General features: G+C 68.8%; 19 protein-coding genes. 16 read left to right on the forward strand and 3 right to left on the reverse strand.

What is annotated here, in order from left to right; all coding sequences use genetic code 11:
* Positions 1-105 precede the first annotated feature (105 nt).
* Positions 106-336, forward strand: coding sequence for a YrhK family protein (locus tag BYZ73_RS14265; RefSeq protein ID WP_112316464.1), 231 nt, complete (start codon positions 106-108; stop codon positions 334-336).
* 136 nt (positions 337-472) lie between these two features.
* On the opposite strand, the gene BYZ73_RS14270 is transcribed toward BYZ73_RS14265, so the two are convergent.
* Positions 473-670 carry a DUF1674 domain-containing protein gene (locus tag BYZ73_RS14270; protein ID WP_108028321.1) on the reverse strand — a complete coding sequence of 66 codons (198 nt, stop codon included), beginning with the start codon at positions 668-670 and terminating at the stop codon, positions 473-475.
* Positions 671-740: 70 nt separating this feature from the next.
* Here BYZ73_RS14270 and BYZ73_RS14275 point away from each other — a divergent pair, with 70 nt between their 5' ends.
* The 9 genes from BYZ73_RS14275 (at position 741) to BYZ73_RS14315 (ending at position 12422) form a co-directional block, all read left to right on the forward strand.
* Complete coding sequence (locus tag BYZ73_RS14275) at positions 741-2033, forward strand: RsmB/NOP family class I SAM-dependent RNA methyltransferase (RefSeq protein ID WP_112316466.1); 1293 nt, start codon at positions 741-743, stop codon at positions 2031-2033.
* A gap of 98 nt (positions 2034-2131) precedes the next feature.
* Positions 2132-3919 (forward strand): heparinase II/III family protein, encoded by a 1788-nt coding sequence (locus BYZ73_RS14280; protein ID WP_112316467.1) that lies wholly within the window; start codon positions 2132-2134, stop codon positions 3917-3919.
* Positions 3920-3923: 4 nt separating this feature from the next.
* On the forward strand, positions 3924-5513 hold the full coding sequence (purH, locus tag BYZ73_RS14285; RefSeq protein WP_112316468.1) for a bifunctional phosphoribosylaminoimidazolecarboxamide formyltransferase/IMP cyclohydrolase: 1590 nt from the start codon (positions 3924-3926) through the stop codon (positions 5511-5513).
* Between the two features lie 2 nt (positions 5514-5515).
* On the forward strand, positions 5516-5986 hold the full coding sequence (gene lspA / locus BYZ73_RS14290; RefSeq protein WP_112316469.1) for a signal peptidase II: 471 nt from the start codon (positions 5516-5518) through the stop codon (positions 5984-5986).
* A 53-nt stretch (positions 5987-6039) separates the two neighbouring features.
* On the forward strand, positions 6040-6561 hold the full coding sequence (locus tag BYZ73_RS14295; protein WP_112316470.1) for a DUF3035 domain-containing protein: 522 nt from the start codon (positions 6040-6042) through the stop codon (positions 6559-6561).
* A 103-nt stretch (positions 6562-6664) separates the two neighbouring features.
* Positions 6665-8047: a M16 family metallopeptidase gene (locus BYZ73_RS14300; protein ID WP_112316471.1), complete on the forward strand. Its 1383-nt coding sequence runs from the start codon at positions 6665-6667 to the stop codon at positions 8045-8047.
* A complete protein-coding gene (locus BYZ73_RS14305; protein WP_112316472.1) occupies positions 8044-9360 on the forward strand; it encodes a M16 family metallopeptidase in 1317 nt (438 codons plus the stop codon). Before BYZ73_RS14300 ends, BYZ73_RS14305 begins: the two co-directional genes overlap by 4 nt.
* 42 nt (positions 9361-9402) lie before the next feature.
* The gene (gene mutL, locus BYZ73_RS14310; protein WP_112316473.1) at positions 9403-11253 is read left to right on the forward strand and encodes a DNA mismatch repair endonuclease MutL; all 1851 of its coding nucleotides are present in this window, start codon (positions 9403-9405) and stop codon (positions 11251-11253) included.
* Positions 11250-12422 carry a DNA recombination protein RmuC gene (locus BYZ73_RS14315; protein WP_112316474.1) on the forward strand — a complete coding sequence of 391 codons (1173 nt, stop codon included), beginning with the start codon at positions 11250-11252 and terminating at the stop codon, positions 12420-12422. The genes mutL and BYZ73_RS14315 overlap by 4 nt, the downstream gene beginning before the upstream one ends.
* 9 nt (positions 12423-12431) lie before the next feature.
* Here the strand turns inward: BYZ73_RS14315 and BYZ73_RS14320 are convergent, their stop codons facing one another.
* Together BYZ73_RS14320 and BYZ73_RS14325 are read right to left on the reverse strand one after the other, a co-directional pair.
* Positions 12432-13091 carry a ChrR family anti-sigma-E factor gene (locus tag BYZ73_RS14320; RefSeq protein ID WP_112316475.1) on the reverse strand — a complete coding sequence of 220 codons (660 nt, stop codon included), beginning with the start codon at positions 13089-13091 and terminating at the stop codon, positions 12432-12434.
* Positions 13092-13107: 16 nt separating this feature from the next.
* Entirely contained in the window at positions 13108-13761 is a 654-nt protein-coding gene (locus BYZ73_RS14325; protein ID WP_170120333.1) for a sigma-70 family RNA polymerase sigma factor, read from the reverse strand.
* 166 nt (positions 13762-13927) lie between these two features.
* Here BYZ73_RS14325 and BYZ73_RS14330 point away from each other — a divergent pair, with 166 nt between their 5' ends.
* The 6 genes from BYZ73_RS14330 (at position 13928) to BYZ73_RS14355 (ending at position 18911) form a co-directional block, all read left to right on the forward strand.
* A complete protein-coding gene (locus BYZ73_RS14330) occupies positions 13928-15223 on the forward strand; it encodes an NAD(P)/FAD-dependent oxidoreductase (protein ID WP_112316476.1) in 1296 nt (431 codons plus the stop codon).
* Entirely contained in the window at positions 15220-15984 is a 765-nt protein-coding gene (locus tag BYZ73_RS14335) for a DUF1365 domain-containing protein (RefSeq protein ID WP_108028309.1), read from the forward strand. Before BYZ73_RS14330 ends, BYZ73_RS14335 begins: the two co-directional genes overlap by 4 nt.
* Entirely contained in the window at positions 15984-17219 is a 1236-nt protein-coding gene (locus BYZ73_RS14340; RefSeq protein WP_108028308.1) for an MFS transporter, read from the forward strand. The genes BYZ73_RS14335 and BYZ73_RS14340 overlap by 1 nt, the downstream gene beginning before the upstream one ends.
* Positions 17216-17770, forward strand: a complete 555-nt coding sequence (locus tag BYZ73_RS14345) for a DUF3833 domain-containing protein (protein ID WP_112316477.1) — start codon at positions 17216-17218, stop codon at positions 17768-17770. Before BYZ73_RS14340 ends, BYZ73_RS14345 begins: the two co-directional genes overlap by 4 nt.
* Entirely contained in the window at positions 17767-18510 is a 744-nt protein-coding gene (locus tag BYZ73_RS14350) for an SDR family NAD(P)-dependent oxidoreductase (RefSeq protein WP_108028306.1), read from the forward strand. The genes BYZ73_RS14345 and BYZ73_RS14350 overlap by 4 nt, the downstream gene beginning before the upstream one ends.
* Positions 18511-18578: 68 nt before the next feature.
* Positions 18579-18911, forward strand: coding sequence for a DUF3775 domain-containing protein (locus BYZ73_RS14355; protein ID WP_108028305.1), 333 nt, complete (start codon positions 18579-18581; stop codon positions 18909-18911).
* Positions 18912-19099: the final 188 nt, after the last annotated feature.

A 19099-nucleotide genomic window follows, 5' to 3' on the forward strand; every position in this document is an offset into this window, starting at 1 on the left:
CGACACAGGTTTTGTCTAACCGGCCTCCGTTCGATAGAACCCTCTGAACATTGCACAGGCTCGTCCTGCGCTTTGTGCCGGGACCTTTGATATGACGGAGCTGGAATGAGAGGACTGGAGCGGATCGTACGGGCCTACCGCCATTGGCATCTCAGTGTCGCCGTGGCAGGGAACCTGCTGTTTCTGGTGGGCTCCGTTCTCTTTCTGCCGACCCTTTCAAGCTGGAAAACCGTGGCGGTGTGGATGTTCATCGTCGGATCGTTCCTCATGCTGATCGGCGCCTTCGGAGAAGTCGCGAAGGCCATTTACGAGAAACATGATCGCGACAAAGGGTAAGCGACACGGCCGTCCGTGACGGCCCTGCCCCGCTTGACGCGCTTGTCGGAATGAAGCGGCGCCCGACCGCGTCCAGGATCTGATCTGCCGCCTGTGCGGCCCCGCATGCCCCCCCCCGGGCCGCGACACGGCAGGTTCAGAAGTCGATGGCGATACCCTTCTTCTCCCAGTCGCCATAGCGGACCGGATCGGGGCCGTCGCGGCCGCCCAGCTCGACGGGCCGGGCCTTTTCGGCGGCTTCGGCGGCCTTGCGCCGCTCGGCAGCCTCGGCCAGCGCGCGCTGCGCGGCGGGCGGCAGATCCTTGCGGGGGGTGTCTTCAGCGTCGTCGGACATCGGGCGCCTCCTTGCCGGTTGCGGTCCGGTGATATACCGGGGGCGCGGCATGGAGCAAGCGGGGGCCGGGATGGACGAGCCACGGGAACGCGGGACCGAACGCGCACGGGCGGCGGCGCTGGATCTGATCCGCGCGGTGCTGGAAGACCGGCGGCTGATGGCCGAACTGGCCGGGTCCGACGGCCCGCTGGACCCGCTGGAGCCCTCTGACCGTGCCCGCGCCCAGCGGCTGGCAGTCTCGACGCTGCGGCATATGGGCCGCGCCGATGCGGTGCTGAAACCCTTCCTGCGCCGCCCCCCGCCGCCCCCGGTCCACGCCATCCTCAGGCTCGCGACGGTCGAGATGCTGGAAGGCGGCGCCGCGGCCCATGGCGCGGTCAACGCGGCCGTGGCGCTGGCCCGGGCCGACCGCAGGACCGAGGCGCTGGCAGGCCTCGTCAACGCGGTGCTGCGCAAGGTGGCCGATCTGCCCGCCAGCGACTGGCAGGCGCTGCCGCCGCCGCGTCTGCCGGGCTGGCTGCGCGGACGGCTCGACAGCGCCTGGGGGCGGGCAGCCGTGGTCGGCATCGAGGCGGCCCATGCCGCGGGCGCGCCGCTCGATCTGACGCCGAAGGATGGCGATGCCGGGGCGCTGGCCGAGGCCACGGGCGGCGTGGCGCTGCCGACCGGGTCGGTCCGGATCGCGGGGTCGGTGCAGGTCTCGGCGCTGCCGGGCTATGGCGAGGGCATCTGGTGGGTGCAGGACGCGGCCGCCTCCCTGCCCGCGCGGCTTTTGGCGGCGCGCCCGGGCGAACGAGTTCTGGACCTGTGCGCCGCACCGGGCGGCAAGACGATGCAGATGGCGGCGGCGGGCGCCACGGTCACCGCGCTCGACATCTCGGACCAGCGGATGGCGCGGGTCGAGGAAAACCTGGCCCGCACGGACCTGACGGCCGAGCTGGTCGTCGCCGATGCGCTGGACTGGGACAGCGACGCGCGGTTCGACGCGATCCTGCTGGATGCGCCCTGTTCGGCCACCGGCACGATCCGGCGCCATCCCGATCTGCCCTTCGCCAAGGATGGCGCCTCGGTCAAACCGCTTTTCCCGCTGCAATCGGCGCTGATCGACCGGGCGCTCGGGCTGCTGGCGCCGGGCGGGCGGCTGATCTTCTGCACCTGTTCGCTTTTGCCCGAGGAAGGCGAGGCGCAGCTGGCCGCGGCGCTGGACCGGCACCCGGATCTGACCCCCGTCGCCTTCGACGCGCCGTGGATCGAGCCCGGCTGGCGCACCGCCCATGAGGCGCTGCGGCTCAGGCCCGATTTCTGGGCCGAGTGCGGCGGCATGGACGGGTTCTTCATCGCCGGGCTGCGCAAACCCGCCTGATCCCTGCCCGAAGCCGGGCACAATTCTCCGGTGACACTCGTTGACCGGCCCGGTATGGTCCGGCGGCAGGCAAGAGCCCGACAGAACGAAGCCCGACCATGGCAGGCCCGACCGACACCGAGTTCCCGCCCGTCCGGCGCGGCGCGTGGAGCAACCGTTTCCACGCCCGGCTGAGTGCGCTTGGCCAGCCGGTCCTGCGCCTGGTGCTGCAGCCCGAGCCTCGGTCCGTCGGCAGTTTCGCCCGGGGGCGGCAGCTTTGCGTGGGCCGGTTCCTGTTCGACGGCGGCGCGGTCGAGGCGCCGGGCTCCGGGATCTGGGACGTCGCCAGCCCCGGCGCGCGGTTCGAGGCCGACCGGCAGGGCTTTGCCTGGCTCGACGATCTGGCCGCGGCGGCCGACGGCAAGGCGCGGACCGCGGCCCAGGACTGGACGCTGGGCTGGATCGAGCGCTTCGGGCGCGGCGGCGGGCCGGGCTGGACGCCAGAACTGGCCGGGCGCCGGACCATCCGGCTGATCCATCATGCGCGTTTCATCGAGGCGGGGCTGGACGAAGCCCAGCGCGCGCGGCTGCATCTGGCGCTGGCGCGGCAGACCGCGTTTCTGGCGCGGCGCTGGCGCAACGCGCCGCCCGGCCTTGCGCGGTTCGAGGCGCTGGCCGGGCTGATCTACGGCGCGCTCTGCCTCGAGGGGATGGGGCGGCACCTTCCCAAGGCGCTGGCCGCCCTTGACCGCGCCTGCGACACCGACATCGCCGATGACGGGGCGCTGGCCACCCGCAATCCCGAAGAGCTGCTGGAGGTGCTGACGCTTCTGGGCTGGACCGAGGCGGCGCTGGCGCTGGCCAAGCGCCCGGCCTGGCAGGGGCACCGCGCGGCGATCCAGCGGATTGCGCCGGTGCTGCGCGCGCTGCGCCATGCCGATGGCGGGCTCGCGCGGTTTCACGGCGGCGGGCGCGGGCCGGAAGGGCGGCTCGATCAGGCGCTGGCGGCGGCGGGGGTCAAGCCGCGCGCGCTGAGGGGGCTGGCCATGGGCTATGCGCGGCTTGCCTCGGGGCGGACGACGGTCATCGTCGATGCCGCGCCGCCGCCCGCGGGCCCGGCCTCGGCCGAGGCCCATGCCTCGACGCTGGCCTTCGAGCTGACCTCGGGGCGGCGGCCGGTGATCGTCAATTGCGGCGCGGGGGGGGCCTTTGGCCCAAGCTGGCGGATGGCCGGGCGCGCGACGCGGTCGCATTCGACGCTGGCGATCGAGGGATTTTCCTCGTCGCGGCTTGCGCCCCGGCGGCGCAGAAGGCCGCAGCTTCTGACAGAGATCCCGGGCCCGGTCGAATGGCGGGCCGAGACCGGGCAGGCCGGGCATGCGCTGACCGCCTGGCATGACGGCTATTCGGTGACTCACGGGCTGACCCATGTGCGCCAGTTGAACCTCGCCTATGACGGGCGGGCGCTGTCGGGCGAGGACACGCTGGCGGCCTTCACCCCCGAGGAACACGCGGCCTTCGAGCGGGCGCTGGCACGCTCGGACGGCGAGGGCATTGCCTTCTCGATCCATTTCCACCTGCATCCCGAGATTGACGCGGCGCTGGATCTGGGCGGCTCGGCGGTGTCGCTGGCGCCCAAAAGCGGCGAGATCTGGGTGTTTCGCCACGATGGCGCGGCGACCTTGTCGCTGGCTCCCAGCGTCTATCTGGAAACGGGCCGGCCCGAGCCGCGCGCAAGCCAGGAAATCGTGCTGTCGGCGCGGGTGACAGATGCGGCCTGCGTCATCGGCTGGACGCTGGCCAAGGCCCATGAAGGCGCGCAGGCCCCGCGGGACCTTGAGCGCGAGGACGAATTCGACGATACAGCAGCCCCCTGGACTCGCCCCCATTCAATGACGAAGGACTGATCCGATGACCGATCTCGTGCCCGTGCGCCGCGCGCTCCTTTCCGTATCCGACAAGACCGGGCTTGCCGATCTGGGCCGGTCGCTGGCCGCCCGGGGGGTCGAACTCTTGTCGACCGGCGGCACCGCCAAGGCGCTTCGCGAGGCGGGGCTCGAGGTCAAGGACGTGTCCGAGGTCACCGGCTTTCCGGAAATGATGGACGGCCGGGTCAAGACGTTGCATCCGATGGTGCATGGCGGGCTGCTGGCGCTGCGCGACAACGAGGCCCATGTGATGGCCATGGAAGAGCACGGGATCGGCCCGATCGATCTGCTGGTCGTGAACCTCTACCCGTTCGAGGCGACCGTCGCCAAGGGCGCCGAGTATGACGACTGCATCGAGAATATCGACATCGGCGGTCCGGCGATGATCCGCGCGGCGGCCAAGAACCACGCCTTCGTCAATGTCGTCGTCGATACCGAGGATTACGCGCGGCTGCTGGGCGAGCTTGACCGCCATGACGGCGCGACCTGCCTGAAGTTCCGCAAGAAGCTGGCGCAGATCGCCTATGCCCGGACCGGTGCCTACGATGCCGCCGTCTCGACCTGGATGGCGAAGGCGCTGGGCGACACCCAGCCGCGCCGCCGCGTCTTTGCCGGCGCGCTGGCCCAGGGGCTGCGCTATGGCGAGAACCCGCACCAAGAGGCCGCCTTCTACATCGACGGATCGGACCGGCCCGGCGTTGCCACCGCCAAGCAATGGCAGGGCAAGGAGCTGAGCTATAACAACATCAACGACACCGATGCGGCCTTCGAGCTGGTCAGCGAGTTCCTGCCCGCGGGCGGCCCGGCCTGCGCCATCATCAAGCACGCCAACCCCTGCGGCGTCGCGCGCGGCGAGACGCTTGAACAGGCCTACCGGCGCGCCTTCGACTGCGACCGCACCTCGGCCTTCGGGGGCATCGTTGCGCTGAACATGAAGCTTGACGAGCCGACAGCCAGGGCGATCAGCGAGATCTTCACCGAGGTGGTGATCGCGCCCGCTGCCGACGACGCGGCGAAAGAGATCTTCGCCGCCAAGAAGAACCTGCGGCTGCTGACGACCGGCGGGCTGGCCAACCCGGCTGCCGCCGCGCTGACCTACCGGCAGGTTTCGGGCGGGTTCCTGGTGCAGGACAAGGACAATGGCCGGATCGAGGCCTCGGACCTGAAGGTGGTCACGAAACGCGCGCCGACCGAGGCCGAGATCGCCGACATGCTGTTCGCCTGGACCGTGGCCAAGCACGTCAAGTCGAACGCCATCGTCTATGTCAAGGACGGCGCGACCGTCGGCGTCGGCGCGGGCCAGATGAGCCGGGTCGATTCCTGCCGCATCGCCGCGCGCAAGGCCCAGGACATGGCCGAGGCGCTGGGCCTTTCCGAGCCGCTGACCAAGGGCTGCGCGGTGGCGTCGGACGCCTTCTTCCCCTTCTCGGACGGCCTGCTGGCCGCGGTCGAGGCGGGCGCGACGGCGGTGATCCAGCCCGGCGGGTCGATCCGCGACGAGGACGTGATCGCGGCAGCCGACGAGGCGGGGCTGGCCATGGTCCTGACCGGCATGCGCCACTTCCGGCACTGACCGTGCGGCGGCTCGGGATCGTCGCGGCGCTGGTCTTCCTGCTCGATCAGGCCAGCAAGGTCTTTGTGGTGTTCCACATGGGCCTTGCGCTCGATCAGCGCATCGACGTCTGGCCGCCCTATCTGACCTTCCGGATGGCCTGGAACCAAGGGGTCAATTTCGGGCTTTTCGCCCATGACGCCGATCTGGCCCGCTGGCTGCTGATCGGGGTGTCGCTGGCGATCTCGGCGGGCGTTGCCATCTGGATGGCGCGCGGGCGGCATCGCCCGGCGGCGCTGGTCTCGGCCGGGCTGCTGATCGGCGGCGCTTTGGGAAATGCGCTGGACCGGGTGCTGTACGGGGCGGTGGCCGACTTCCTGAACATGTCCTGTTGCGGCATCGACAATCCCTATGCTTTCAATGTCGCCGATGTGGCGATCTTTGCCGGTGCGCTGGGGCTCGTGCTTTACACGGGGAAGGACAAGACCCCGTGACGCGCCCTGCAAGCTGCGTTAAAGAGGGCCAGATCGGACGAAGGGGACTGCGCATGCGATCGGCACGGATACTGGTTCTTGGGGCGGCCATGGCGGCTGCCTTGTCGGGCTGCAGCCGTGGCGACGACTATCAGCCCAAGCTGATGCATCTGCGCGGCGCCGAGCGCGGACCCGACGAATTCTCGGTCGTGCCGAACAAGCCGCTGGAAATGCCCCAGGACGTGGCGAACCTGCCCGCGCCGACGCCGGGCGGCGCGAATCTGGTCGATCCGACACCCGAGGCCGACGCCATCGCCGCGCTGGGCGGCAATGCAGCGCGCGGCACGGGCGGAGATCCGGGCCTGATGGCGCAGGTCGGCCGGTTCGGGGTCGATCCCTCGATCCGCCAGACGCTGGCGCAGGAAGACCTCGAATACCGCCGCAAGCATGACGGCCGCCTGCTGGAACGCTGGTTCAACGTGACCGTCTATTACAAGGCCTACAGCCGTCAGGCGCTGAACCAGTACGAGGAACTGGAACGCTGGCGCGCGCGCGGCGTGCGCAATGTCAGCGCGCCCCCCGAAGGTCTGAAATAACAGGGCGGCCATAGCATCCGCTCACATCTGCGTGGCGCCGGTTGCAAACCCCGGGCGCCGCGGTAGCTTGCCTCATGCCGCCTGACCCGAGGAGAGACAAGCGATGATGCCGATCCGGCTGGCCCTTCTGGCCCTGATCGCCATGGCCGGGGCTGCCCGCGCCGAGAAGGTGACCGATTTCACCCTGCCAAACGGGATGGAGGTTGTGGTGGTCGAGGATCACCGCGCCCCGGTCGTGGTGCAGATGGTCTGGTACAAGGTCGGCGCCGCCGACGAACCGGCCGGCAAGTCCGGGATCGCCCATTTCCTGGAACACCTGATGTTCAAGGGCACCGACACGGTCGGATCGGGCGAATTCTCGAAGATCGTCGAGGAAAACGGCGGGTCCGACAATGCCTTCACCTCGTGGGACTACACCTCGTATTTCCAGCGCGTGGCCGCCGACCGGCTGGATCTGATGATGAAGCTCGAGGCCGACCGGATGACCGGGCTGAAGCTGTCGGAAGACGATGTCGCGACCGAGCGCAACGTGATCCTCGAGGAACGCAACCAACGCACCGAGAATGACCCGGGCGCGCTCTTTTCCGAACAGCGCAATGCCGCGCAATACCTCAACCACCCCTACGGCATTCCGATCATCGGCTGGCGCCACGAGATGGAGGGGCTGAGCCGGGCCGATGCGCTGGCCTATTACCGCACCTATTACGCGCCGAACAACGCGGTGCTGGTGGTCGCGGGCGATGTCGAGCCCGACGCGGTCAGGGCGATGGCCGAGGCCCATTACGGCCCGCTGGCCCCGTCGGAAACGCTGCCGCCGCGCCTGCGCCCGCAAGAGCCGCCGCAACTGGCCGCCCGGCATCTGACCTTTGAGGACCCGCGCGTCGCCCAGCCCTACGTGATCCGCACCTATCTGGCGCCCGAACGCGACCCGGGCGATCAGAAACAGGCCGCCGCCCTGACGTATCTGGCCGAGATCCTCGGCGGCTCGGGCACCAATTCGGTGCTCAGCGACAAGCTGCAATTCGACAGCCGCACCGCGATCTACAGCTCGGCCTTCTATGACGGGCTGTCGCTCGACAAGACCACTTTCGGGTTTGTCGTGGTGCCCGCCGAGGGCGTCTCGCTGGCCGAGGCCGAGGCCGGGCTCGACAAGGCTTTGACCGAGTTCCTCGATCAGGGCGTCGATCCGGCCCTGTTCGACAGCATCAAGACCCAGCTGCGCGCCTCGGAAATCTATGCCCGCGACAATATCCAGGGGCTGGCCCGGCGCTATGGCGCGGCGCTGGCGGTGGGGATGAGCGTCGAGGACGTGCAATCCTGGCCCGAGATCCTGCAGGAGGTCACGCCCGAGGATGTGATGGCGGCCGCACGCTCCGTGCTGGACCCGCGCGCCTCGGTCACCGGCTGGCTCGAAACCCCGCCGGGGGTCGCGCCGTCCGACGCGCCCACGGCGATTCCCGCCGGCTCGCAGGAGGTGACCCAATGATCCGCGCCGTCTTCAGCAGCTTCGCCTTCGTCCTTCTCGCAGCCCTGCCCTTGCGGGCCGAGGTCGAGATCCAGGAGGTCACCTCGCCCGGCGGCATCCATGCCTGGCTGGTCGAAAGCCACGAGGTGCCCTTCGTCTCGGTCGAGATCCGGTTTCAGGGCGGGGCGAGCCTCGATGCCCCGGGCAAGCGCGGCGCCATCAACCTGATGACCGGTCTGCTTGAGGAAGGGGCGGGCGAGATGGATGCCCGTGCCTTTGCCCGCGAACGCGATGCGCTGGCGGCCAGTTACCGCTTTGACGTGAGTTCGGATTCGCTGGCGATCTCGGCCCGGATGCTGACCGAGAACCGCGACGAGGCGGTCGGGCTTTTGCGCCAGGCGCTGGTGGCGCCCCGCTTCGATCAGGATGCCATCGACCGGGTGCGCGCCCAGGTGATCTCGGGCATCCGGTCCGACGCGACCGACCCCAATGCGATCGCGGGCCAGACCTTCGACCGGATCGCATTCGGCGACCACCCCTATGCCACGCCCATCAGCGGCACCGAGGAGAGCGTGGGCGCCCTGACCCGCGACGATCTGATCGCGGCCCGCGACCGGGTGATCGCCCGCGACCGGCTGTATGTGGCCGCCGCCGGCGACATCTCGGCCGAGGATCTGGGCAAAATGCTCGATACGCTTCTCGGCGATCTGCCCGAAACCGGTGCGCCGATGCCCGGACCCGCGCCGCTGAACCTTGCGGGCGGGGTGAACGTGGTGCCCTTCGACACGCCGCAATCGGTGGCGGTGTTCGGCCAGCGCGGGCTTGAACGCGACGATCCCGATTTCTTCGCGGCCTTCGTGATGAACCAGATCCTCGGCGGCGGCGGCTTCGGCGCCCGGCTGATGGAAGAGGTCCGGGTCAAGCGCGGGCTGACCTATGGCGTCTATTCCTACCTGATGCCGATGGATCATGCGGCGCTGATCATGGGGCAGGTCGCCTCGGGCAATGACAAGATCGCCGAGGCGGTCCAGGTGATCCGGGACGAATGGGCGCGCATGGCCGAGCAAGGCGCGACCGAAGACGAACTCGACAAGGTCAAGACCTACCTGACCGGCGCCTATCCGCTGCGCTTCGACGGCAACGGGCCCATCGCCCGCATCCTCGTCGGCATGCAGATGGAGGGGCTGACGCCCGATTACGTCAAGACCCGGAACGACAAGATCCGCGCCGTGACGCTCGACGACGTGCGCCGGGTGGCGGCCGAATGGCTTGACCCGGCGCATCTGCAATTCGTCGTGGTGGGCCAGCCGCAGGGTCTGGAAACCACCAACTGACCCCATGGTCGAATCGGCGGGGGGCGTGCTAGAAATTGTGGCATGAGCTCCCCCGCCCCCAACATTCGCCAAGATCCCCCAAGAATTCGTCAGCTTGACGAGGCGGCCATCAACCGCATTGCCGCGGGCGAGGTGGTCGAACGGCCCGCTTCGGCGGTGAAGGAACTGGTCGAGAACGCCATAGATGCGGGCGCGCGGCGGATCGAGGTCGCCTATGCCCAGGGCGGCAAGGGGCTGATCCGCGTCACCGACGACGGCTGGGGCATGGCGCCCGAGGATCTGCCGCTGGCGCTGTCGCGCCATGCCACGTCGAAGATCGACGGCTCGGACCTTCTGGATATCCGCAGTTTCGGCTTTCGTGGCGAGGCGCTGCCCTCGCTGGGGGCGGTCGGGCGGCTGACCATCACCTCGCGCCGCGACGGCGCCGAGGCCGCGCGGATCGCGGTCACCGGCGGCGCGGCCGGGCCGGTGACACCCGCGGCGCTGAACCGGGGCACCGTGGTCGAGCTGCGCGATCTTTTCTTCGCGACGCCCGCGCGGCTGAAATTCCTGCGCAGCGACCGGGCCGAGGCGCAGGCCATCGGCGATGTGGTGAAACGGCTGGCGCTGGCCGAGCCCTTCATCGGCTTTTCGCTGCGCGACATGTCGGACGGCGGCGAGGGCCGCGTGATCTTCCGCGCCGATGCGCAGACGGGCGATCTGTTCGACGCGCTTTATGGCCGGGTCGTCGCGGTGATGGGCCGCGATTTTGCCGAGAACGCGCTCAAGATCGAGGCCGAGCGCGAGGGCTTCGGCCTGACCGGCTTCGCCGCCCTGCCGACCTATTCGCGCGGAGCGGCGGTCGCGCAGTTCTTCTTCGTCAACGGGCGTCCGGTCCGCGACAAGCAGCTGATCGGGGCGCTGAGGGCCGCCTACATGGACGTGCTCAGCCGCGACCGGCATCCGGCGGCGGCGCTGTTCATCGACTGCGACCCGCATCTGGTCGACGTCAACGTCCACCCCGCCAAGGCCGAGGTCCGCTTTCGCGAGCCGGGCATCGTGCGCGGGCTGATCGTCTCGGCGTTGCGCCATGCGCTGGCCGGGGCCGGGCACCGCGCCTCGAGCACGGTGGCGGGCGCGACGCTGGGCGCGATGCGGCCCGAACCGCCCGGCCCGCCGCGGGTCTACCAGATGGACCGGCCCTCGCCCCGCGCGCTGAGCCTGTCCTTTGCCGCGCAGGCCCCGGTCCCCGCGCCCGAGGCGCCGCTGGCCGAGGGCTTTGCGGAACCCTCGGCCCGGTTCGAGACGGTCGCGCCCGCCCCCGAGGCCGAGGCGCTGCCCTTGGGCGCCGCCCGGGCGCAGCTGCACGAGAACTACATCATCGCCCAGACGGAACGCGGCATGGTCATCGTCGACCAGCACGCCGCCCATGAACGGCTGGTATATGAACGGCTCAAGCGCCAGATGGCCGAGACGGGTGTCGCGGCGCAGGCACTGCTGATCCCCGAGATCGTCGATCTGTCCGAGGGCGACATCGCCCGGCTGATGGAACATGAGGCCGACCTGACCCGCATGGGCCTGACGGTCGAGCCCTTCGGCCCCGGCGCCATCGCGGTGCGCGAGACGCCCGCTCTGCTGGGCGAGGTCGATGCCGGGGCGCTGATCCGCGACATCCTCGACGAACTGGCCGATCAGGGCGACAGTCAGACCCTGCAGGCGCGGCTCGATGCGATCCTCAGCCGGGTGGCCTGCCATGGCTCGATCCGCTCGGGACGGCGGATGCGCGCCGACGAGATGAATGCGCTGCTGCGCGAGATGGAGGCGACGCCGTTGTCGGGCCAGTGCAACCACGGCCGCCCGACCTATGTCGAGCTGAAGCTTTCCGATATCGAGCGGCTGTTCGGGCGCACATGATCGAGGTCTTGGGCAAGGCCTATGCCTATGACGATCCTGTCGTGCTGGCGGCGGGCGGGGCTGCGGCGCTGATCCTTCTGGTGCTGGGGCTTCTGATCGCGGCGGTGCGCCGGGCCGGGCGGTCGGCCGAGATGGCCGCGCCGCTGATCTACCAGATGGACCGGCTGGCGCGGCGGGTCGATTCCCTGGGCGAGGGACAGCAGCGGCTGGCGGGCGGGCTGACCCATGTGTCCGAGGCACAGGCGGCGGCGCAGGCCAACATGCTGCGGCTGATGGAAAGCCGTCTGGCCGCGGTCACCGAGCAGATGAACCGCAATCTCGAAGGCGCCTCGCGCCGCACCGCGCTGTCGCTGGGCGAGTTGCAGGAACGTCTGGCCACCATCGACCGGGCGCAGGAGAATATCGAGAAGCTGTCGGGCAATGTGCTGTCCTTGCAGGACATCCTGTCGAACAAGCAGACAAGGGGCGCCTTCGGCGAGATCCAGCTGGCCGATATCGTCGGCAAGGCGCTGCCCAAGGACAGCTATGTACTGCAGGCGACGCTGTCGAACGGCAAGCGGGCCGATTGCCTGATCCGGCTGCCGAAGCCGCCCGGGCCCATCGTGGTCGATTCGAAGTTTCCGCTGGAAGCCTACGAGGCGCTGCGCCGGGCCGAAACCCAATGGGACCGGCAAGAGGCCGCGCGCGCCTTCCGCACCGCCGTTCGGACCCATATCCGGGCAATCTCGCAGAAATACATCGTGGCCGAAGAGACCGCCGACGGTGCGCTGATGTTCCTGCCCTCCGAGGCGGTCTATGCCGAGCTGCACGCCAATTTCCCCGATCTGGTGCGCGAAAGCTTCGAGGCGCGGGTATGGATCGTGTCGCCCACCACCTGCATGGCGACGCTGAACACGATGCGGGCGATCCTCAAGGATGCGCGGATGCGCGATCAGGCCGGTGCCATCCGGCGCACACTGCGCCAGCTGCATCGCGACGTCGAACTGGTGGCGGAACGGGTCGACCGGCTGAGCACCCATTTCGGTCAGGCTCGCGCCGATCTGGAGGGCATCGGCGTCGCCGCCGAGCGCGCGGGCAAACGCGCGGCCAAGCTCGACAATCTGGATTTCGAGGAATTGGGGGCAGAGCAGGACGAGTTGCTGCCGCCCCTGCCCCGGCCCGCCGAATAGGACGGCGGCTCAGATCCCGATGAAGGGCTGCGCCAGACGCGGCAGCAGGCCGTGGAACTTCAGCGGCGCGTCGGTCGCGGCCAGACAGATGCAGTCGGGACCGGGGGCCGCAACCGGGGTGTGGTCGAGGTCTTCGCCCGCAACCTCGACATCGCCGCGCCCATAGCGGCCGCCCGCATCCTCGAAGGCGCCCTGCAGCACAAGCGTCAGTTCCATCCCGCCATGGCCGTGATCGGGCATCGCCATGCCCGCGGGGATATACAGCAGCCGCACGGTCGCGTCCCGAGCCGTGGGCAGCACCGCCTGCCGCACCCCGCCGCCCAGCGCGCGCCATTGCACCGTATCCGCATCGCCGCCCACATAATCGCGCAGTGGCATCGGGAAGACGCCACCCTCGGCGGGCACAGGCGCCGCGATGCGCGCCTCCTCGGGCATGTCGGCAATCAGCCGGAGCGTCGCGGCCAGGCTGTCCTCGGCCATGGCAACGCCCGGGTCCGCGTCTTCAAGCACCGCGCCGCCCACCGCCTCGTATCCGGCCAGCCGGGCCCGACACTCGTCGCACAGCGACACATGGGTCGCGACGACCAGCCCGAAGGCTTCGGGCAGGCTGCCCGAGGCATGGGCCATCAGAAGATCGTCGGTCAGGTGGTGGATGATGGGCGTCGTCATGGGTCCGGTCACATCCTCATGTCATCTCCTGGCGCAAGCGTTCCAGCGCCAGCCGTATCCTCGATTTGATCGTGCCAAGCGGCAGGCCGGTCTCGGCTGCAATCTCGCGATGCGAGAGCTCGCCGAAATAGGCCCGTTCGATCAGCACCCTCTGAGCCTCGGGCAACGCCTGAAGCGCGCGCCCGAGCTGTTCGCTTTCCTGTTGCAGGGCCAGTGTCTCGGCCTGGTCGGGCTCGTGTTCCGGGCCCCAGGTCAGATCCTCGGGCTCGGGATGCCGCTGCTTGCGCAGCGCGTCGATCCGCCGGTTGCGGGCGATGGTGAAGATCCATGTCGCCACGCTGGCCCGCTCCGGGTCGAACAGATGCGCCTTGCGCCAGACCGTCGCCATCACCTCCTGCGCACATTCTTCCGCCAGGGCCGCATCGGCCCCGGATTTCATCAAGAACGCCTTCACCCGGGGGGCGAAATGCGCGAACAGCCGGGCGAAAGCGGTCTGGTCCCGCTCGTCCCGGATGCGCGTCACGCATGTCACCCATCTGGTGTCGGTCGCCTGTCTTTCATTCACGACGTCAGCCTCGGTCCTGCGCAGAAATGGTTCATTTCTTCCAAGATAGGGCGGTGCCCTCCTGGCTTCATCCCCAAACTGGCTGGCCTGCAAGCCGTGCATCATGGTCCTGTTACGCGGCAGAGGCCGGACCGGATCACCGCGATGCCGAAAAAAACGCCAGCCTGCCAAAGGAACGGGACGAAACGGTGCGGGACATAGGCGCCCAGGTTCTGGACAGACGCCCCCGAAAGCCCATATCCGAGCACGGGGCAAAGAGGAGCAGACCGGAATGGCAATCGACACCGCGGCGGGGCATCGTCGGCGCATCGCCGTGATCGGGGGCGGCATCTCGGGGCTTGGCGCGGCGCATCTGCTGGCCGAAAGCGCCCGGGTGACGCTGTTCGAGGCCGAGGGACGGCTGGGCGGCCATGCCCGCACGGTTCTGGCGGGCCGAAAGGGCGACCGGCCCGTGGATACCGGCTTTATCGTGTTCAACCGGGTGAACTACCCGCATATGGTGCGGCTGTTCGAAAAGCTCGGCGTGCCGGTGGCGAAATCCGACATGAGCTTTGGCGCCTCCTTCGATGGCGGGACCTTCGAATACGGGCTGAGAAACCTGCGCGCGGTCTTTGCCCAGCCCGCGAACGCGCTGAACCCGCGCTTCTGGAGCATGCTGCGCGATGTCACCCGCTTCAATGCCCGGGCAAAGGAGGAGGCCCGCGACCCGTCGGTTTCCCTGGGCGATTTCCTTGCCGCGCTCGGCACCGGCGACTGGTTCCGCGACCGCTATCTTCTGCCCCTTTCGGGCGCGATCTGGTCGACGCCGAGCAAGGGCATCCTCGATTTCCCGGCGCAGGCCCTGATCAACTTCTTCGACAATCATGCGCTGCTCAGCACCTCGGGCCAGCATCAGTGGTACACGGTCGCGGGCGGGTCGGTCGAATATGTGCGCAGGCTCGAGGCCGCGCTGGCCGACCAGGGCGTCGAGATCCGCAAGGCCGCGCCGGTCGCGGCGGTGCGCCGCGATGCCGAGGGCGTCGAGATCCGCGCCCAGGGCGGCGCGTGGGAGCGGTTCGACGAGGTCGTCTTCGCGACCCATTCCGATGACAGCCTGGCGCTTTTGTCCGATGCCACGCCCGAAGAGCGCGCGGCGCTGGGGGCCGTGCGGTATCAGCCGAACGAGGCGGTGCTGCATGCCGATCCCTCGGTGATGCCCAAACGCCGCGCGGTCTGGTCAAGCTGGAATTACGCCGAAGAAACCGGTGCCCGGACCGAGCGGATCGACCTGACCTACTGGATGAACTCGCTGCAACCGATCCCCGAGGACGATCCGCTGTTCGTCACGCTGAACAGCCGGCGGCAGATCCGGGACGACTTGATTTATGACACGGTCACCTTCCGCCATCCGGTCTATGACCGGGCGGCGCTCGAGGCGCAGCAGACCGTGCGGCGGATGAACGGGACCAACCGCACCTGGTTCTGCGGCGCCTGGATGCGGAACGGGTTTCACGAAGACGGGCTCGCGAGCGGCATCGAGGTGGCAGAGGCCCTTCTGCGCGGGCGGCCCGAGGCGGTGGCGGCATGACGGCGGTTGTAGAGCATATCCGGGGCAAGACCTTTCACGAACGGCGCGGTCAGGTCGGGCACAAGCTGACCCATACGGTCGATTACGTGCTTTTCGACGCCGAGGCCCAAGACCTGAAGGCGCCGCGCTGGTTCGGGCGCGAGCCCGGCAAGTCGATGGCGGTGCTCGACACCGATCACGGCGGGCCCAAGGGCCAGGGACGTGGCGCCGCCTGGGTGCGCGAGGTTCTGAAGGCGCGCGATCTTTTCGCGATCCGCGGCAAGATCGAGCTGATGACACTGCCGCGCGTCCTGGGCCACGAATTCAACCCGGTCAGCTTCTGGCTCTGCCATGACACCGAAGACCAGCTGCGCGCGGTGATCGCCGAGGTGAACAACACCTTCGGCGACCGGCATTGCTATCTGTGCTGCCATCCCGACCAGCGCCCGATCGAACCCACCGACATCCTGACCGCGACCAAGATCTTCCATGTCTCGCCGTTCCAGCCGATCTCGGGCGGCTACCGGTTCCGCTTTGACATCCGGCCCGACAAGGTCGGGATCTGGATCGACTTCGCCGCCGGGGGCGAGGAAGGGCTTTACGCCACCCTGACCGGGCCGCGTCGGCCGCTCAGCACCTGGGCCATCCTCAAAAGCGCGCTGCGCCGGCCCTTCGGATCGCGCCGGGTGATCGTGCTGATCTACTGGCATGCGCTGCGGCTGGCGTTGAAGGGCGCGAAATACCGGACCCGGCCCAAACCGCCGTCCGAAGAGCTGACCTGATGCGGGCAGCCCCCCTGCCGGGCTATGCGGTCTTTGCCGCGATGCTGACCGCGGCGGGGCTGCCTATCTATATCCACGCGCCGAAATTCTATGTCGACCAGTACGGGGTGAGCCTTGCCGCGCTGGGCAGCGTACTGTTCGGGCTCAGGCTGCTCGACGTGGTGCAGGACCCGGCGCTGGGCTGGCTGTCGGAGCGGCTGCACCGCTGGCGGTCCCTTGCAGTAGCGGCGGCGGTGGCGCTTCTGGTGGCCTCGATGGCGGGGCTATTCGCGGTGACGCCCCCGGTCGCCCCGCTTCTGTGGTTCGCGCTGACCCTGACCGGGCTGTTCAGCGCCTTCAGCTTCCTGACCATCACCTTCTACGCCCAAGGCGTTGCCCGGGCGGGCGGCATGGGTCCGGGCGGGCATGTGCGGCTTGCCGCCTGGCGCGAGACCGGCGGGCTTCTGGGCGTCTCGGCCGCCGCCGTCGCTCCGACCCTGCTGATGGGGGTGACCGACGCGCCCTTCGCAGCCTTTGCCGCGGGCTTCGCGGTGCTGGCGGCGGTGGCGGCAGTGGCGATGGCACGCGACTGGTCGCTGCCCGCAGCCCAAGGGCAATCGGGCTGGAGCGAGGTTCTGGCCGATCCGGTCGCGCGACGGCTTCTGATACTGGCGCTGATCAACGCGACGCCCGTTGCCGTGACCTCGACGCTGTTCCTGTTCTTCGTCGAAAGCCGTCTTGGCCTGCCGGGCTGGGAGGGGCCGCTGCTGGTGCTGTTCTTCCTCTCGGCCGCGGCCTCTGCGCCCGGCTGGGGACGGGCGGCACGGCGGTTCGGCGAGAAACCCGCGCTTCTGGCGGGCATGGTCCTGTCGATCCTGGCCTTCGGCTTCGCGACGCTGCTGGGGGCGGGCGACGCCCTGCCCTTCGCCGCGATCTGCGTCGCCTCGGGCGCGGCGCTCGGGGCCGACATGACGCTTCTGCCTGCGATCTTCGCCGCCCGGATGGCACGTATCGCGCCCAATGCCGGGCAGGCCTTCGGGCTCTGGTCCTTCGTGTCGAAATTCACCCTCGCCCTTGCGGCGGTGGCGCTGCTGCCGCTTCTGCAGGGGGCGGGGTTCCAGCCCGGAGAGGCCACCTCTCCGGCGCGGGCGCTGGTGGTGCTGAGCCTGCTTTACGCGGCCCTGCCCTGTGCCCTCAAACTCGTGGCGGTCGCGCTTCTGGTCGCGACCCCGCTCAACAGGGAGACGATCGGATGATCGCATTCGTCCTGGGGCTGGCAGTGGCGCTGGCCCTTGTCGCGCTCAAGACGCGCTATCTGGGCTTTGCCGCGCAGACCCCCGCGGATTACGACGGCAAGGGACCCGCCTTCGATCTGCGCCGCCATCTTGACGGCCCCATTCTTTGCGAAGGCGTGATCTACGGCCCGACCGGCCGCGTGGTGTCGCGCTTTACCGGGGATTTTCTGGCCCGATGGGAGGGCAATACCGGAACGATGGCCGAGGAATTCCGTTATGACAGCGGTGCTACCCAAAGTCGCAGATGGACCTTCCGCCTTGAAAACGATGGGTCGATTACGGCCGATGCTCCGGATCTTGTCGGCTCCGGGCATGGCATGCAGAGGGGATCGGGGGTACACCTCCGCTACCGCATCCGGCTGCCCGAGGATTCGGGCGGGCATGTGCTGGCGGTGACCGACTGGATGTATCTGATGGAAAACGGGGCGATCGTTAATCGCAGCCAGTTCCGCAAGTTCGGCTTTTTGGTCGCCGAACTGGTGGCGACGATGCGCCCGAAGGAGGCCGCGTGACGACGGACTGGATCGGAAAACGCTACTGGATCATCGGGGCGAGCGAGGGCATCGGCCGCGCTCTGGCGGAACGGCTGGGGGCGCTCGGGGTCAACCTCGTGCTGAGCGCCCGCAGCACGGACCGGCTGGAAGAGCTGGCCGCATCGCTGCCACGCAAGGCCGATGTGGTCCCGGTGGACGTGACCGACGCCGCATCGGTCAAGGCGGCCGTCGAAGCGGTCGGCGAAATCGACGGCGTGGTCTATGTCTCGGGCACCTACTGGCCGATGACGGCCAAGGACTGGAACGCCGATCAGGTCGAGACCATGTTCGACGTCAACCTGATGGGCGCCGCGCGGGTTCTGGGCCATGTCGTGCCGTGGTTCGTCGCGCGCGACCGCGGCCATATCGTGCTGACCGGCAGCCTTGCGGGCTATCGCGGCCTGCCGGGGGCCATCGGCTATGGCGCCTCCAAGGCCGGGCTGATGTCCTTGGGCGAAAGCCTGCAGGCCGATCTGCGCGGCACCGGCGTCAAGGTCCAGATCGCAAGCCCGGGCTTCGTCAAGACCCGGCTGACCGACAAGAACGACTTCAAGATGCCGTTCATCATGACGCCCGAAGAGGCCGCGCATGAATATGTCGAGCTGATGATGTCGGACGCGATGTCGCGCAGCTTCCCGACGCTCTTCTCGTGGATTCTGCGGCTGACGCAGCTGCTGCCCGACTGGATTTATTTCCCGCTTTTTGCGCGCAAGGGCTGACGCTTGCCCTTGCCTCCGCGACGGGCACGGGCGACACTGTGCGCCCGTGCCGGAGGAGAAGACGACCCATGGAAGAGCTCTTGGAAATCAGCCCCAGCAAGGTGGTGCAGGTGATCTTTCAGGCCCGCGAGAAACGCCAGGGCGAGGCCGAGCTGCGCGGCTTCATCGCGGCGATGAACGAGGACGAAAAGGCAAGCCTCGTGGCGCTGACCTGGATCGGCCGCGAAACCTTCGACGCGGACGAGCTGGAAGAGGCGATCGAGACCGCCAAGGCCGAGGCGACCTCGCCGACCGAGGACTATCTCGTGAACATGCCGCTCTTTGCCGACTATCTCGAAGCCGGGCTTGAAGCCATCGGGATCAGCCCGGCCGATGTCGAAGAGGATTTCTTCGACCGCTAGGCACCGGCCCGGCACAGCGTTTTCTGCACTGGCGCATCGCCCCTGCCCGGGCGGCTCATCCTCCCGTTGCGGAACGCAAAATTTCCCACCCTACCCGCCTCGCGCAATTATCTAACCTTTCGCTTGACCAGCGTTTGGGCTTGCGCAAATCTGCCCTCAACGCCCGGATGTGGAGGGGGGCCCAACGG

It is taken from the genome of Rhodovulum viride (assembly GCF_003265965.1).
GTDB lineage: Bacteria > Pseudomonadota > Alphaproteobacteria > Rhodobacterales > Rhodobacteraceae > Rhodovulum > Rhodovulum kholense.

Excerpts from the sequence above, each read along its gene's own strand:
- BYZ73_RS14265 (WP_112316464.1), top strand. The coding sequence starts at position 106 with ATGAGAGGACTGGAGCGGATCGTACGGGCCTACCGCCATTGGCATCTC.
- BYZ73_RS14270 (WP_108028321.1), bottom strand. The coding sequence starts at position 670 with ATGTCCGACGACGCTGAAGACACCCCCCGCAAGGATCTGCCGCCCGCC.
- BYZ73_RS14275 (WP_112316466.1), top strand. The coding sequence starts at position 741 with ATGGACGAGCCACGGGAACGCGGGACCGAACGCGCACGGGCGGCGGCG.
- BYZ73_RS14280 (WP_112316467.1), top strand. The coding sequence starts at position 2,132 with ATGGCAGGCCCGACCGACACCGAGTTCCCGCCCGTCCGGCGCGGCGCG.
- purH (WP_112316468.1), top strand. The coding sequence starts at position 3,924 with ATGACCGATCTCGTGCCCGTGCGCCGCGCGCTCCTTTCCGTATCCGAC.
- BYZ73_RS14295 (WP_112316470.1), top strand. The coding sequence starts at position 6,040 with ATGCGATCGGCACGGATACTGGTTCTTGGGGCGGCCATGGCGGCTGCC.
- BYZ73_RS14300 (WP_112316471.1), top strand. The coding sequence starts at position 6,665 with ATGATGCCGATCCGGCTGGCCCTTCTGGCCCTGATCGCCATGGCCGGG.
- BYZ73_RS14305 (WP_112316472.1), top strand. The coding sequence starts at position 8,044 with ATGATCCGCGCCGTCTTCAGCAGCTTCGCCTTCGTCCTTCTCGCAGCC.
- mutL (WP_112316473.1), top strand. The coding sequence starts at position 9,403 with ATGAGCTCCCCCGCCCCCAACATTCGCCAAGATCCCCCAAGAATTCGT.
- BYZ73_RS14315 (WP_112316474.1), top strand. The coding sequence starts at position 11,250 with ATGATCGAGGTCTTGGGCAAGGCCTATGCCTATGACGATCCTGTCGTG.
- BYZ73_RS14320 (WP_112316475.1), bottom strand. The coding sequence starts at position 13,091 with ATGACGACGCCCATCATCCACCACCTGACCGACGATCTTCTGATGGCC.
- BYZ73_RS14325 (WP_170120333.1), bottom strand. The coding sequence starts at position 13,761 with ATGATGCACGGCTTGCAGGCCAGCCAGTTTGGGGATGAAGCCAGGAGG.
- BYZ73_RS14330 (WP_112316476.1), top strand. The coding sequence starts at position 13,928 with ATGGCAATCGACACCGCGGCGGGGCATCGTCGGCGCATCGCCGTGATC.
- BYZ73_RS14335 (WP_108028309.1), top strand. The coding sequence starts at position 15,220 with ATGACGGCGGTTGTAGAGCATATCCGGGGCAAGACCTTTCACGAACGG.
- BYZ73_RS14340 (WP_108028308.1), top strand. The coding sequence starts at position 15,984 with ATGCGGGCAGCCCCCCTGCCGGGCTATGCGGTCTTTGCCGCGATGCTG.
- BYZ73_RS14345 (WP_112316477.1), top strand. The coding sequence starts at position 17,216 with ATGATCGCATTCGTCCTGGGGCTGGCAGTGGCGCTGGCCCTTGTCGCG.
- BYZ73_RS14355 (WP_108028305.1), top strand. The coding sequence starts at position 18,579 with ATGGAAGAGCTCTTGGAAATCAGCCCCAGCAAGGTGGTGCAGGTGATC.